Origin of the sequence: Streptomyces sp. NPDC005438, from assembly GCF_040606315.1 — a bacterium.
Lineage (GTDB): Bacteria > Actinomycetota > Actinomycetes > Streptomycetales > Streptomycetaceae > Streptomyces.
Genome location: NZ_JBEXEP010000006.1, coordinates 177548 through 190896, shown reverse-complemented (window position 1 = coordinate 190896; position 13349 = coordinate 177548). Strand labels below are relative to the sequence as shown.

Annotated in this window: 10 protein-coding genes; 5 read left to right on the top strand and 5 right to left on the bottom strand. The window is 71.9% G+C overall.

From position 1 onward, the window contains the following. The first annotated feature begins 1 nt into the window (after nucleotide 1). The 3 genes from ABZT14_RS15065 to ABZT14_RS15055 all read left to right on the top strand — a co-directional run bounded on the left by ABZT14_RS15065 (nucleotide 2) and on the right by ABZT14_RS15055 (nucleotide 2816). On the top strand, nucleotides 2–796 hold the full coding sequence (locus tag ABZT14_RS15065; RefSeq protein WP_356301718.1) for an ABC transporter ATP-binding protein: 795 nt from the start codon (nucleotides 2–4) through the stop codon (nucleotides 794–796). Next, on the top strand, nucleotides 793–1818 hold the full coding sequence (locus ABZT14_RS15060; RefSeq protein WP_356301715.1) for an ABC transporter substrate-binding protein: 1026 nt from the start codon (nucleotides 793–795) through the stop codon (nucleotides 1816–1818). The genes ABZT14_RS15065 and ABZT14_RS15060 overlap by 4 nt, the downstream gene beginning before the upstream one ends. 410 nt (nucleotides 1819–2228) lie before the next feature. Then, complete coding sequence (locus tag ABZT14_RS15055) at nucleotides 2229–2816, top strand: helix-turn-helix domain-containing protein (protein ID WP_356301712.1); 588 nt, start codon at nucleotides 2229–2231, stop codon at nucleotides 2814–2816. Between the two features lie 12 nt (nucleotides 2817–2828). Here ABZT14_RS15055 and ABZT14_RS15050 read toward each other — a convergent pair whose 3' ends face one another. Continuing rightward, nucleotides 2829–3845: an SMP-30/gluconolactonase/LRE family protein gene (locus ABZT14_RS15050; RefSeq protein WP_356301710.1), complete on the bottom strand. Its 1017-nt coding sequence runs from the start codon at nucleotides 3843–3845 to the stop codon at nucleotides 2829–2831. 187 nt (nucleotides 3846–4032) lie between these two features. On the opposite strand from ABZT14_RS15050, the gene ABZT14_RS15045 reads away from it, so the two are divergent. After that, nucleotides 4033–5874, top strand: coding sequence for an NAD(P)/FAD-dependent oxidoreductase (locus ABZT14_RS15045; protein WP_356301707.1), 1842 nt, complete (start codon nucleotides 4033–4035; stop codon nucleotides 5872–5874). A 133-nt stretch (nucleotides 5875–6007) separates the two neighbouring features. Here ABZT14_RS15045 and ABZT14_RS15040 read toward each other — a convergent pair whose 3' ends face one another. From ABZT14_RS15040 to ABZT14_RS15030, 3 genes are read right to left on the bottom strand one after another with little or no spacing between them, the layout of a single operon-like run. After that, entirely contained in the window at nucleotides 6008–7768 is a 1761-nt protein-coding gene (locus ABZT14_RS15040; protein ID WP_356301704.1) for an ABC transporter ATP-binding protein, read from the bottom strand. Next, nucleotides 7765–10371 carry an ATP-binding cassette domain-containing protein gene (locus tag ABZT14_RS15035; protein ID WP_356301701.1) on the bottom strand — a complete coding sequence of 869 codons (2607 nt, stop codon included), beginning with the start codon at nucleotides 10369–10371 and terminating at the stop codon, nucleotides 7765–7767. The genes ABZT14_RS15040 and ABZT14_RS15035 overlap by 4 nt, the downstream gene beginning before the upstream one ends. Continuing rightward, a complete protein-coding gene (locus ABZT14_RS15030) occupies nucleotides 10371–11057 on the bottom strand; it encodes a hypothetical protein (RefSeq protein WP_356301697.1) in 687 nt (228 codons plus the stop codon). Before ABZT14_RS15030 ends, ABZT14_RS15035 begins: the two co-directional genes overlap by 1 nt. An 837-nt stretch (nucleotides 11058–11894) precedes the next feature. Here ABZT14_RS15030 and ABZT14_RS15025 point away from each other — a divergent pair. Beyond that, complete coding sequence (locus ABZT14_RS15025; protein ID WP_356301694.1) at nucleotides 11895–12353, top strand: hypothetical protein; 459 nt, start codon at nucleotides 11895–11897, stop codon at nucleotides 12351–12353. 102 nt (nucleotides 12354–12455) lie between these two features. On the opposite strand, the gene ABZT14_RS15020 is transcribed toward ABZT14_RS15025, so the two are convergent. Further along, nucleotides 12456–13319, bottom strand: a complete 864-nt coding sequence (locus ABZT14_RS15020) for a LysR family transcriptional regulator (RefSeq protein WP_356301692.1) — start codon at nucleotides 13317–13319, stop codon at nucleotides 12456–12458. Nucleotides 13320–13349 lie beyond the last annotated feature (30 nt).

Below are 13349 nucleotides of genomic sequence, written 5' to 3'. Positions count from 1 at the left end.
CATGGACCTCACCCTCGACCGGCTCTCCGTCGTCACCGATGGCAGGAAGCTGCTGCGCGAGCTGTCCCTGCACGTGCCGGACGGACGGTGCGTGGGCCTCATCGGCCCCAACGGCAGCGGCAAGTCCACCGCTCTCAAGTGCGTCTACCGCGCCCTGCGCCCCAGCTCGGGCACCGTACGGATCGGCGCGGAGGAACTCACGGCACTGAGTATGCGCCGCAGCGCCCAACTCGTCGCCGCCCTCACCCAGGACGGAGAGATCGACCTCGACTTCACCGTGGAGGAGGTCGTCGCACTGGGGCGCACCCCCCACCTCCGGGGCAACCAGCTCCTCGGCGCCCGGGAACGTCAACTCTGCGAACGGGCCATGGAACAGGTCGACATCGGCCACCTGGCCGGACGCGGAGTGCTGACGCTCTCCGGGGGCGAACGGCAACGCGTCCTGGTGGCCAGGGCCCTCGTCCAGGAACCCCGGATCCTGGTCCTGGACGAGCCGACCAACCACCTCGACGTACGGCACCAGGTGGAACTGCTGTCACTGCTGCGCCACACCGGCCTCACCACCCTGGTCGTGCTCCACGACCTCAACCTCGCGGCGGCGGCCTGCGACCAGCTCGGCGTGCTGTCCGAGGGGCACCTGGTCGCCACCGGGAGCCCCGAGAGCGTCCTCACCCCGGAACTGGTGCACGAGGTCTTCGGGGTGCGCACCACGGTCGTCCGCCACCCGCTGACCGGCGATCCGCAGCTGCTGTATTCCCTCACCCCTCCATCACCGAACGGGAGCGACACCCCATGACCTCCACCAGGCCACCGAGTTCCGCACGGCTGGGTCGCGTACGAAGGCGCGCCGTGGTCGGTTCGACCGCCGTCGCCGCACTTCTGCTGAGCGGCTGCGGAGCGGACGTCGCCAGCGACGGCAAGAGCGCGGAGAGGACCACCGTCGACCGGTGCGGCGAGCCGGTCGAGTACACCACCCCCCGGCGCACCGTCGCCTACGAGGGGGGCAGCGCCGACAAGCTGTTCAGCCTCGGACTGACCAAGCACGTCCACGGTTACGTGATGCCCCCGGCCAACCCGCCGGTGAGCCAGTCGCCGTGGGCGTCGGAGTACGCCAAGGTGAAGAAGCTCAGCGACGACCTGCTCAACAAGGAGATCGTCGTGGACGCCAAGGCGGACCTCGTGGTGGCCGGCTGGAACTCCGGTTTCAGCGACCAGCGTGGCATCACGCCGGAGATCCTCGACAAGTTGAAGATCCAGAGTTTCCTGCACACCGAGAGTTGCTACAACTACCCGAAGTACCCGGAGAAGAAGGCGCCCTTCGAAGCGCTCCACACCGACCTGCGACGGCTCGGGAAGATCTTCCGGGTGGAGGAGAAGGCGAAGAAGGTCGTCGGCGAACTCGAACGGCGCGAGAAGGCCGTGACCGCGAAGGCCCCCGAGGGGAGTCCCGTACCGGTCTTCCTCTACGACTCCGGCACCGACCAGCCCTTCACCGCCGGAAACCAGGTCCCACCCCACGACATCATCCAGAAGGCCGGCGGAAAGAACGTGTTCTCCGACCTCGACGAACGCTGGACACAGGTGAGTTGGGAAAGCGTCACCAAGAGCGAGCCCGAGGTCGTCATCATTCTCGACTACGGCGACAAGCCCGCCAGCAAGAAGATCGAGTTCCTCAGGAAGTCACCGAAGACCAGGGAGCTGCCCGCCGTGAAGAAGGGCAACTTCTTCGTTCTGAACTACAACGAGGGCATCAGCGGCCCGCGGAACATCGACGGTCTGGAGAAGTTCGGCAAGTACCTCCGCGAGCTGGACCGCTGAGGGACCACGGAGCGAGGCCCGGCTCCTCGGCCTCGATCCCTGACCGGACGACGAGGAGGGCGCGCCCCCGGACGTCCACCGCCCCGGAGCCGGGGAGGACTTCGCGGGCGACGGGTCCCGGCGGGTCCGACAGGTGCGTGTTCTCGGAGTGCCGTGACCGGGCCGTGCGCCGTCGGCGCGTCCACGCGCGTCACGCCCCGAAGGGGAGCGGCCCACCGGCAGGTGGGGCGCGGTGGTCGGTGACGAGGTGCGGGGGCCGCGGGGGTTCGGGAATGCCCTGCGGCCCCGGGGTACGGACGCCCACCCGCTCCCGACCTCCACACCCGTGGCCAGCCTCGGCCCCGGGCGTCGGACGGGCGGGCCCGACGGTGGCGCCCCCCGTCCCCCTGGGCGGGGGATACCCTGCCGGGGTGACGGAGCAGCCCGGGGCCGAGGTGCGGCGCCCCGCGAACCAGGGGCGGAAGGTCGCCGCCCGTAACCGGGCCGCTGTGATCGCCGCCGCCCGGGAGGTGTTCGCCGAGCAGGGGCTGACGGCGCCGCTGTCCGTGATCGCTCGCCGGGCCCGGGTCGGGCAGGGCGTGCTGTACCGGCACTTCCCCGACCGTACGGCCCTGGTGGAGGCGGTGTTGGAGGAGAACGTGCGGCAGGTCGAGCAGGCCGCGGCGGCCGAGTCCGCCACGTTCGCCGGGCTGCTGGGGGTGCTGACCTGGCACCTGGCGGAGTCGGCGGCGTTCATCGGGCTGCTGCACGTCGACCAGGTGGCCGGCCGCTCGGGGCTGGGGGCGCACGCGTCGGCCCTGTCCGAGCGGGTCCAGCACAGCCTGCGCGCGCACCTGCCGGCGGACCACCGGCTGAACGCCAAGGACCTGGAACTGGCGGTGGCCATGGTCTCCGCCACCGTCACCGGCCCCACCCGTGAGGAGCGGGAGCGCCGGGCGCGGGACGCCTGGCGGCTGTTGGGGGTCGAGGTGGGGCCGGTACGACCCTTCGAGGGGTGAACGGGCCCGGGTTCAGCCGCCGTTGGACTGCCGTACGCCCTTGGCGAGGGCGTCGAAGGTGTAGAGGTAGCCGCCGGCGGGGCCGCTGACGGTCAGGTACGCCCTGGTGCCGCCGGGGGTGATGGCCACGTTCGTCGCCGACTCCAACCCCTTGCTCCCTCGGGGGAGTTCGACGGTCGCCCGGCGCTCACCGTGCTGGTCGTACACCGCCATCGCCGGCCGGCCGTGCAGCCCCTGGTACAGGTTGCCGTCCGCGTCCACCGCGATCGAGTCGGTCTGCGCGATGCCGGCGTTGATACGGAGGGCGATGTGTCGGGAGGTGACCCGGCCCTTGCCGTCCAGGCGCAGGTAGGAGACGCGGTTCCGGGTCAGTTCGCTGAACCACAGGCCACGGTAGCCGGTGTCGAAGGAGATGCCGTTGGGCGCGGCCAACCCGCCCGCCAGCACCGTGGCGTCGTCGCCGTCCCGGCTGATCCGCACCACCCTCCCGTGCGCCTTGCCCTCGCTGAGGCCACGGGAGTCGCTGAGGTAGAGGTTGCCCTTCCGGTCGAAGGCGAGGTCGTCCGGGTTCATCCTGGCGCCGTCCACCGGACCGGAGAAGAAGGTACGTCGGTCGCCGCCGTCCGGCGCCATGCTGACGATCTCGCCGTGTGCGAAGTCGGTGAGGTAGAGCCGGCCGTCGTGGGGGCTGAACTGCGCCGAGGTGTAGGCGGCGTCGCCGCTGGAGGACAGGGGCCGGGACGTCCTGTCCTCGACGTTGACCCGTATCACCTTGGGCTCGCCCTCGGGCGCGGTGACGTCGACGACCACCAGGTGCCCCCGTCGGTCGAACACCGGCCCCTCCAGCAGGGTCATCCCGGTCTCCTGGTGGGGCGTGGTCAGCCGCATGACCTGGCGCGCGCGCAGGGTGCGGTCCGGGTCGGTGGCGGCCCGGTCGCCGGGGGTGGCCGTCTCGGTACCGCATCCGGTCAGGACCACCGCGCTCAGCGCCCCGAGGACGGCGAGGGCGCGAACCGGGTGTCGTCGCATGGGAGTTCACTCTTCCTGGTCGTGGGTGGGCGCGCGGCCGGGTGGATCACGTCGCCCCGAGGGGGAGCGCGCGGTGGCCGGAAGTGGTGGCTCACCGACGCCCAACCGGACAGTGGTGTCCGGTAGTTGTTACGGTAACGCCCGCACCGCTCGTCCACAGCGCCAACCGGTAGGACAGAGGCCCTCCATGACGTTCCCTCAGCCCCCCACCCCCGAGGAACTCGCCGAGTTGAGGAGGCGGTACCGCGCCGAACGCGAACGCCGGATGCGCCCGGACGGCGCCAGCCAGTACCAGGGCGCCGAGGCCGAGTTCGGCTACTACGCCGCCGACCCGTACACCGAGCCGACCGAGCGCCCGGCCGTGCGGGACACCGTCGACGTGGTCGTGGTCGGCGGCGGGTTCGGCGGCATCCTCGCCGGGGCGCGACTGCGGCAACGGGGCGTGGAACGCGTACGGATCATCGAGACGGGCGGCGACTTCGGCGGCACCTGGTACTGGAACCGCTACCCGGGTGTCCACTGCGACATCGAGTCACACGTCTACCTGCCCCTGCTCGACGAGACCGGCTACGTACCCGAGTGGAAGTACGCGCCGGGGGAGGAGATCCGCCGTCACGCGGTGCGGATCGCCGAGCGGTTCCGGCTCTCCTCCGACGCGCTGTTCTCCACCGAGGTGACCTCGCTCGACTGGGACGAGGAAAGCGAGACCTGGACCGTCTCCACCGACCGTGGCGACACCGTCCGGGCCACCTACGTCGTCACCGCCACCGGCACCCTCACCCACCCGAAGCTGCCCGGCATACCCGGCATCGAGACCTTCCGGGGCCACACCTTCCACACCTCCCGCTGGGACTACGCCTACACCGGCGGAACCCCGCAGGGCGGCATGACCGGTCTCGCGGACAAGCGGGTCGGCGTCGTGGGCACCGGCGCCACCGGGGTCCAGGTCATCCCGAAACTGGCCGAGGACGCCGGGCACCTGTACGTCTTCCAGCGCACTCCCTCCACCGTCGACGAACGCGGCAACCGCCGCACCAGCCCGTGCGACGTCGGCGCCGACCACGAGGGCTGGGCCCGCGAACGCCGCGAGAACTACCTGCGCATCGTCTCCGGCGAACCGGAGCCCCGGGACCTGGTGGCTGACCAGTGGACCGCCTCGGCCGGCCTGCTGGAGAAGCTGCTGCCGAGCTTCCGCCGCCGGGGCGACCGCGACACCTTCGAGGCCGCCTACGAGGTGGCCGACGCCGTCAAGATGAACGAGCTGCGCGCCCGCGTGGAACGGAGCGTCCACGACCCCGGGTTGGCGGAGAAGCTCAAGCCCTGGTACCGGTACGCCTGCAAGCGCCCCACCTTCTCGGACACGTACTACGCGGCGTTCAACCGCGCCAACGTCACCCTGGTGGACACCGCGGACACCCACGGCATCGAACGTGTCACCCGGAACGGTGTCGTGGTCGGCGACCGGGTCCTGGAGATCGACTGCCTGATCTTCGCCACCGGATTCTTCGTCGGCGCCTCCGGCGTCCACTCCGGCCGAATCCCCGTCCACGGCCGTGGCGGCGTCGCCCTCCAACGCCTCTGGGCGGACCAGGGCCCACGAACCCTGCACGGCTTCACCAGCCGGGGCTTCCCGAACCTCCTCCAGATGGGCAGCCTCCAGAACGCCAGCAGCGTCAACTTCACCCACGTCCTGGACGAGCAGGCGGTCCACATCGCCGCCCTCGTCGCGGCGGCCGAAGCCACCAACGCCCTCGTCGAGCCCTCGTCCGAGGCGGAGGACGCCTGGATGGCCCTGTTGGCCGAGGGCGCGCCCGACCACGAGTGGTTCCACGCCGAGTGCACCCCCGGCTACTACAACCGCGAAGGGCGGGGCCGCCCCAACGGCCCGACGGCCTACCCGCACGGTGCCGTCGCCTTCCACCAGCTGCTGGCCGACTGGCGCGAGCACTCGCCGTACGAGGCCCTGCGCGCCAGGACCGTACTGCGACCGGATCCGGCCACCCCGGTGGGGGACCCCTCGCCCGCCTGACGCGCCGCCGGTACGGGCTGGCGTGCCCGCACCGGCGGAACCAGCCTCGTACCGGCGCCACCGGGATCACTCCCGGGTGCCCGCGCCCGGCGACCACGGCCGCCCGGTGATCACGGTCGCCGGGTACGCCCCCTCAGGGCGCCGACGGCGCCGACGGCGCTGCCCGGTCGGCGAGACGCCAGCCGCCGGCGCTGTCCTGACGCCTCCAGAAGTCGGCGAACCGGCCGCCGGCGGCGAGCAGTTCGTCGACCGTGCCGTCCTCGACCACGCGGCCGTCCTCCAGGAAGACCACCCGGTCCGCGACCCGGATGCTGCTGAGGCGGTGCGCGACGATCACCCGGGTACGAGGGGTCGGGTCGGTGGTCAGGGCGGCCGTGACGGCGGCCTCGTTCTCCGAGTCCAGGGCGCTGGTCGCCTCGTCGATCAGCAGTACCGGCGCGGACTTCAGGAGCGCCCGGGCGATGGAGACCCGTTGGCGTTCGCCGCCCGAGAGCGTGGTGCCGGCCTCGCCGACCCGGGTCGCCCACCCGTCGGGCAGGCGGTCGACCAGGGCGTCGACGCGGGCCAGGCGCGCGGCCAGTTCCACCGCCTCCTCGTCGGCGGTGGGGTCGCCGGCCAGGACGTTGTCCCGGATGGTGCCGTCGAACAGGTACGGGTCCTGGAAGACGACGCTGACCAGGTCGCGTCGGGACCGGGGGGCGAGGGTGGCGCTGTCCACCCCGTCGATGAGCACGGCGCCGGTGGCGGGCTGGTGCAGGCCCGCGACGAGGGTGAGGACGGTGCTCTTGCCGGAGCCGGACGGGCCGACGATCGCGGTGGTGGTACCAGGTTCGAGGACCAGGTCGAGGTCGGCCAGCACCGGCTCCGCCTCGTCGTAGCCGAAGGTGACGTTCCGCAGTGCGATGCCCGGGGCGGCGGACGGCTCGACGTGGCGGTCACCGGCACCGGTGGTGGGCGCCTCCAGCACCTGGCGGATGCGGCGCAGCGTACCGAGGCTGGACTCGACCCCCGGTGACAGTTCCGCGACCGTGGTGAACGGTTCGAGGTAGCGGACGATGACCACGATCAGGGCGATCGCCTCGGGGGCGGTCAGCGTGCCGTTCACGTGGAGGGCGACCGTGGTGCCCGCCAGCAGGAGCAGGGCGAGCTGGCTGGCCAGGCCGAAGATCACCTGACCGGGAACCTGGAGCAGCAACAGCCGGGTGGACGCGCCGTGTTGGGAGGCCAGGGCGGCCCCGGCGTGACTGCGGGCCGGCTCGACACGGCGAGCCGCCCGCAGCGCCTGCTGGGTACGGGCGAACTCCATGACGCGTTCGGTCAGCGCGCTGTTGGCCTCCTCGGCTGCCCGGTCGGCGTCGCGCCCCAGGCGGCCGGAGGCCCAGAACGCCGCGAGGAGTACGGGGACGCCGGCCAGCGCCGCGAGCCCGAGCTGCCAGGACACCGGCAGCAGCGCCACCGCGATCGCCACGGGCAGCAGCACTCCGCCGAGGAGCGGGGTGACCAGGTAGATGACCAGTCCGACGAGGTCGGGGCCGGTGGCCGCGACGGCCTGCCGACTGGTCGCGGTGTTCTCGGCGGTGAACCAGGTCGGGCGGATCGTGGCCAGGCGGTCCGCGACCGTGCGCTGGCCGGTGTCCAGCAGCCCGAACCCGAGGGCGAAGCCGCGCCGGGCCGCCGCCGAGTCGACCGCCCAGCCCGCGAGCGTGACCAGGGCCAGCGCCCCCAACCAGGGCCAGGCCTCGCCCGGTTCGTCACCGAACAGCGCGGAGACCAGGGGGATGAGGAGTACCGAGCCGACCGCGCGCAGCACCACCCCCAGGGAGGTCAGCGCCAGGTGGACGGCGATCGCCCGGCGGCTGCCGGCGGGCAGCAGGGACAGCAGGGTGCGGATCATCGGTGGGCTCCCGTCGTGTCGACGCCCGCCGTGGCGGCGTCCCAGAGTTGGCGGTACCGGCCGTCCCGGTCGAGCAGTTGGGCGTGGGTGCCGGTCTCCGCGATCCGCCCGTGGTCGAGCACCACGATCCGGTCGACGCCGGTGACGGTGTGCAGGCGGTGCGCGATGACCAGTACGGTGCGCCCGGCCGTCAGCTCGTTCAACGCCCGCTGGACCAGGTACTCCGACTCGGGGTCGGCGAAGGCCGTGGCCTCGTCGAGGACCAGTATCGGGGTGTCCGCGAGGATCGCCCGGGCGATGGTGAGCCGCTGCCGTTCCCCGCCGGAGAGGGCGGCGTCCGGGCCGAGGACGGTGTCGTAGCCCTGGGGCATCCGCGTGATCCGGTCGTGGATCCGCGCCGCGCGGGCGGCGGTGTGGACCCGCTCGTCGCCGGCGTCGGGAACGGCCAGCGCGATGTTCTCCCGCACCGTGCCGTGGATGAGCTGTGTCTGCTGGAACACGAACCCGACCCGGGAGTACAGCTCGTCGGCGGTCAGTTCCCGTACGTCCCGTCCGCCGATCCTGATCGCGCCGTCGGTGACGTCGTGGAAGCGGGCCAGCAGCGCGGCCAGGGTGGACTTGCCCGAACCGGAGGGACCGACCAGTGCCGTCACGGTGCCGGGTTCGAGCGTCAGGGTGATGTCCTCCAGCACGGGAACCCCGTGGCGGTAGGCGAAGCCCACCCGGTCGAACTCGACTCGGCCCGCCGGGCTGGGAGTGGTGGCCGGCTGGCTCGCGGCCGTCTCCAACTCGGGCTCGTCCAGGGTCACCTGGAGCCGACGGGCGGCGAGGAGTCCACCGCGCAGCCCGGACAGCCCGTAGCCGATGCCCAGCAGGCGGGCGCCGAAGGTCGTGCCCAGCAGCAGGAAGGGCAGCAGGGAGACCGGGTCCATGCGTCCGGTGGTGATCAGCGGGGTGCCCAGCGCGCAGATGAGCAGCAGGAAGGTCGCGGGCCGGGTGGCCAGGTCGATGAAGGTCTTCTGCCCGCTGAGGGGCCGCTGCCAGGTGTCGAGGAAGCTGATGTACTCGCCGAGGCGGGTACGGAAGGAGGAGGCCGCCGCCCCGCCGAACACGCGGATGACCGGCTGCCCCTCCAGGTAGGAGCCGGCCTCGACGTTCATACGCTCCGCCCAGCGCAGCGCCTCGGTGGTGCGGGGGCCGGACTGTACGACCATGATCGCCATGGCCACCACGTAGACCAGCACGGGCAGGAGCAGCAGCAGGGCGATCCGCCAGTCGATGGCGAACAGGTAGACCAGTACCGCGACCGGTGCGACCACCGCCGCGACCGCGTCCGGTACCGCGTGGGTGACGAGGTAGTGCAGCGCCAGGGTGTCGTCCTGCACGGTCTGCTTGACCTGGCCCGAGCCCCGGCTGTCGAACCAACCCAGCGGCAGGCGGGCGAGTTTGGCCAGCAGCCGGTGGCGCAGGTCCCGGGCGAACCGGGCGTCGACCCAGTGCAGCCACAGCAGTAGGGCGGTCGCCAGCAGTACCCCGGCGCCCATCAGTCCGACGGCCCACGCCCCCAACGCCCACAGCCGGTCCGTGTCCTGCCCCGACGCGAGCCGACGGGCCAGCTCCACCATCAGGACGAAGGGCGCGAGTTGGACGAGGGTGACCAGCGCCTGGGCGATGCCGGCGGCGACCAGCGTGGGTTTCAGAGGGCTGAGGAGCCGGCCACCGGCCCGGGCACGCCAGGTGCCCTGACGTGGCTCGGGTGCGGGCGGGTCCGACGTGGCCGTCGGGGCGGTCTCCGCCGGGGTGGCCGGGGTCGCTTCCGCCGGTTCCCGGGCGGGCACCGGTTCCTCGACGGCCTTGCGGCGGTTGGAACCGAAGGCCCGCCCGTAGTACCAGTACGCCTGCGCGTGCATCTCGCTCCGGGGGAAGCCGAACTCGTCGCGCAGGCGGGTGCGCAGGTGCTTGAGCGAGCCGGACTCCGGTGTGACCCAGACGTACCAGTCCGACCAGTCCCGGGAGGGGAGCGCGGCGGCGAGTGAGGTCTCGCCCCGGCGCGGCACCCAGTGGACGGCCGCCCGGGGGTGGTCGACGAGCGGGATGAGACGGTCGGTCTCCCGGTGCTCCTCCAGGTACAGCTCCACCGGCACCTCCGGCGGCAGTACGTCGAGGATGCCGTTGATCGCCGGTACGGAGGCCGCGTCACCGATCAGCAGGTACCCGGCGGGCGGCTCGGGCCGGAGGTCGAACCGGGTGGAACCCAGCGAGGTGATCCGTACGGTCGTTCCCGGTTCCGCCCGCCGCGCCCAGGTGGAGGCCGGGCCGGCCGGGTCGTGGAGGACGAAGTCCACCGCGAACTCCCCGGTGGCGGGGTCCGCCTGGGCGAGGGTGTAACCCCGCTGGTGCTCGATCTCGGGATCGTCCGGGTCCGGCATCCAGAACCGCAGATGGGCCGCCGGAGCGACCACCACGTCCTGGAGCAGGGTGGGGGAGGACATGCGTATCCGCAGGAAGTGCGGGGCGAGCAGCTCCGTTCCGATGACCGTCGCCTCGTGGTCACGCGCGCCGTAGGCGCGCATGATCACCCCGTTGAAACCCCGTTTGGCCATCACTGTCCCTCTCCGGCGACACGCAGCGCCGCCCTGATCTCGTCCACGGGTCGTCCGGGGGGAGCGGCCTGTACGAAGCCACGGATCGCGGCCCCCAACCACAGCCGGACGTACTCGTCCGGGCCGATCTCCGGCAGGGCGCGGTGCGCCTCACCGAGGCGGGCGTCCGCCAGGAGCGCCTCCTCCACGCCCCGGCGCTGCGCGTCGAGTTCGTCGGCCCGCTCGCGTTGGGTCTCCTCGGTCGCCGCGTATCCGATGGCCACCGACGCCACGGCGGCCGAGAGCACGATGCCGGCCTCCGTGGAGTACCCCCGTCGCACCAGTGAGTCGGCCGCGGTGGCCAGCAGTCGCCGGCCTCCCTCGCCTCGGGGGAACAGGGTCTGTACGTACCAGGTCAGGCCAGGGTGCCGCAGCATGAAGGACCGCAACTGCAACGCGGTGGACAGCAGATGGGGGACCGGGCCGTCGTCCGGGTCGTCCTGGAGGTCGAGTTCGGCCAGCAGGCTCTCGCCCACCAGCCGCTCCAGTCCCCACCGTCCGTCGACGTGGCGGTACAGCGCCGTGGACGACACCCCCAGGCGTGCCGCCACGGCGTTCATGCTCAGGTTGCGCAGCCCCAACTCCCGTCCGACCCGGACGATGTCCTCGGGTTCGATCTGACGAGGTCGGCCACCGATACGTGCCACCCGTGTTCTCCCAGCAAGCTAAGTTACCGCCACCAACTAAGGGCAACCTAAGTCACGGTGAGGGCGAAGGGCAACCCGAAGTCGGCGGCCCGTTCCGGGTCTTGGGGTGCGCGCCTCCGCTGGCGCAGCTATTGAAAATGATTATCGACGCGCATAGCCTGAAGGGGTCCGGCTCTCTCCACCGGAACGCTGGAGGTCCAGCACTCCGCCGTTCCGGTACCCGCTTCGCGGGGTGGGGGAGGGTCGGACGACCACCGACTGGTTGTCATGCGTGGGCACCAGGAGGTGGGCGGTGGGGTGGGCTTTGAGCGGCCCACCCAGTGTGGGGTGGGGGGCGAGGCGGCGGTTTCGCCCCCCAACTCTTCGTCGCTACGGCTTGGTTCGGGGCGCCCTTCACCGTCAGGGCTCGGCCCTCCCGCGCGGCGGTGGCGAGGTCGACCTGTCGACACGGCATCTTGGGGGAGGGGTGGGCGCCATGGCCTCCGACGTTCCGCGCGCACCGCACCTGACCGCACTCGCTTCTCCAGGGACACGCCCCAACCGGCGGCTGGCCCCGGGCGCCGAGACGACCTGCGGCGGTGGGAGGGAGGACGCCCTACCGGCCGTGCCCGACGACAACGCCACTGAAGAACGGCGGAACCTCACACCTCGGGGGCGAGTGCGTCGCCTGGCGGAGTCCCGCTCTCCGGCACGGGTCGTCGACCATGAGGGCGCGGAGAGGGGCGAAAAAGACTCCCGCAGGTGAATCGACCTCGGAAGGGGACCAGGTGCAGAGTGACCCCGAAGGATCCTCCCCCCCCCGTACGGACGCCAGACCCGGAAAGGTGACCGCGAAGAATGGCCAGGCTCAGGTTCGGTTGCGAACTTCCGATCTCGGCGGAGGCCGCCTGCGCGTTGGCGGGTAAACCGGAGACCTTCCTCTACGTGGTCTGGCCTGTCCTTCGGATCTACCGTCTGGACATCCCGGACCGCCTGGTACCGGGTGCAAAGGTGAGCGGCCGTCTGTGGTGGTTCGGAATCGTCCCCTCCTGGCGGCACCACCTGAAGCTCGTGCGGTGGCAGGACAGGGAGATATCCACCGAGGAAGGGGGCGGGCCCGTCCAGAGGTGGAACCACCACCTCACTTTCGTGCCCACCGGGGAGAACCGGTGCCGCTATGTCGACGAGATCGACATCGAGGACGGGGTGAAAGGGATTCCGGTCCGACTCTTCGCTCGCGTCATGTTTCCGTATCGGCATCGGAGATGGAGGAAGCTCGTCAGCGCGGGCACCGCGCCGACTCCTCGGGGGCGCTGAGGTCGTCCTGTTCTGGCGTCACCACCGCTGACGATCCCTTCCCCGCAAGTCCCCTGCCGGGCCGGCGAGTTGGGGCCCCGGCCGGAAGACCCGAACGCGGGGTCAGACAGCCGTGACGGCGTTCTGGAAGGCGGTGACGGCGGGGTTGTCGCCGCTGCCGGCGCGGATGGACAGGGTGATGGTGCGGGCGTGTCCGGTCGGGACGAGGCGGATGCCCGGGGTGGGGTCGTGGCCGAGCCGGGGGAGGAACGCGGCGGTACGCCCCCTGGCGACGATCGCCGCGTGGAGGTGGAGGTCGGCGGTCTCGTACCGGACGCGGGGTTCGAAGCCGGCGGTGCGGCAGGCCGAGGTGGACCAGGTGCGGGCGGCGGTGCCGGGGTGCTCCATGACCCAGGGGACGTCGGCGAGTTCGGCTAGTTCCCGGGCGGACCACCGCGCGGGGACCGCGAGCAGGAGCGGGTCGGTCGTGAGCGTACGGGTGGTCACGCCGGGGTGGGGCGCGGACGGGAGGCCCGGGTAGTCCTCGGACAGGACGAGGTCGAAGTCCCGGGCCAGCAGCGCCGGGACGGCGGCCTCGGCGTTGAGGTGGGCGAAGGTCACGGTCAGCTGTGGGTGTGGGTCGGCGAGCCGGTCGATGGCGTCCAGGACCAGGGTGTGGGCCGCGGTCTGGAAGGTGGCCACCCGGACCGTGCCGGTGACCTGGCTGCGGCTGGCCGCGATGTCGGCTTCGGCGCGTTCCAGTTCCCGCATGATCGCCTCGGTGTGGGCGACCAGCCCGGTGGCGGCGGGGGTGAGGCGTACGCCGCGCCCCGCTGGTTCCAGCAGCGGCACACCGGTTTCCCGTTCCAGGATGCTCAGCTGGTGGGAGATGGCCGAGGGGCTGTAGCCCAGGGCCTCGGCGACGGCGGCGAGGGTGCCGCGATGGCTGAGTTCCCGGAGCAGCCGGAGCCGGTGCAGGTCGTACACGCGGCCTCCCCACCCGGGCCCGAATCATCA

Excerpts from the sequence above, each read along its gene's own strand:
- ABZT14_RS15065 (WP_356301718.1), top strand. The coding sequence starts at position 2 with ATGGACCTCACCCTCGACCGGCTCTCCGTCGTCACCGATGGCAGGAAG.
- ABZT14_RS15060 (WP_356301715.1), top strand. The coding sequence starts at position 793 with ATGACCTCCACCAGGCCACCGAGTTCCGCACGGCTGGGTCGCGTACGA.
- ABZT14_RS15050 (WP_356301710.1), bottom strand. The coding sequence starts at position 3,845 with ATGCGACGACACCCGGTTCGCGCCCTCGCCGTCCTCGGGGCGCTGAGC.
- ABZT14_RS15045 (WP_356301707.1), top strand. The coding sequence starts at position 4,033 with ATGACGTTCCCTCAGCCCCCCACCCCCGAGGAACTCGCCGAGTTGAGG.
- ABZT14_RS15040 (WP_356301704.1), bottom strand. The coding sequence starts at position 7,768 with ATGATCCGCACCCTGCTGTCCCTGCTGCCCGCCGGCAGCCGCCGGGCG.
- ABZT14_RS15035 (WP_356301701.1), bottom strand. The coding sequence starts at position 10,371 with ATGGCCAAACGGGGTTTCAACGGGGTGATCATGCGCGCCTACGGCGCG.
- ABZT14_RS15025 (WP_356301694.1), top strand. The coding sequence starts at position 11,895 with ATGGCCAGGCTCAGGTTCGGTTGCGAACTTCCGATCTCGGCGGAGGCC.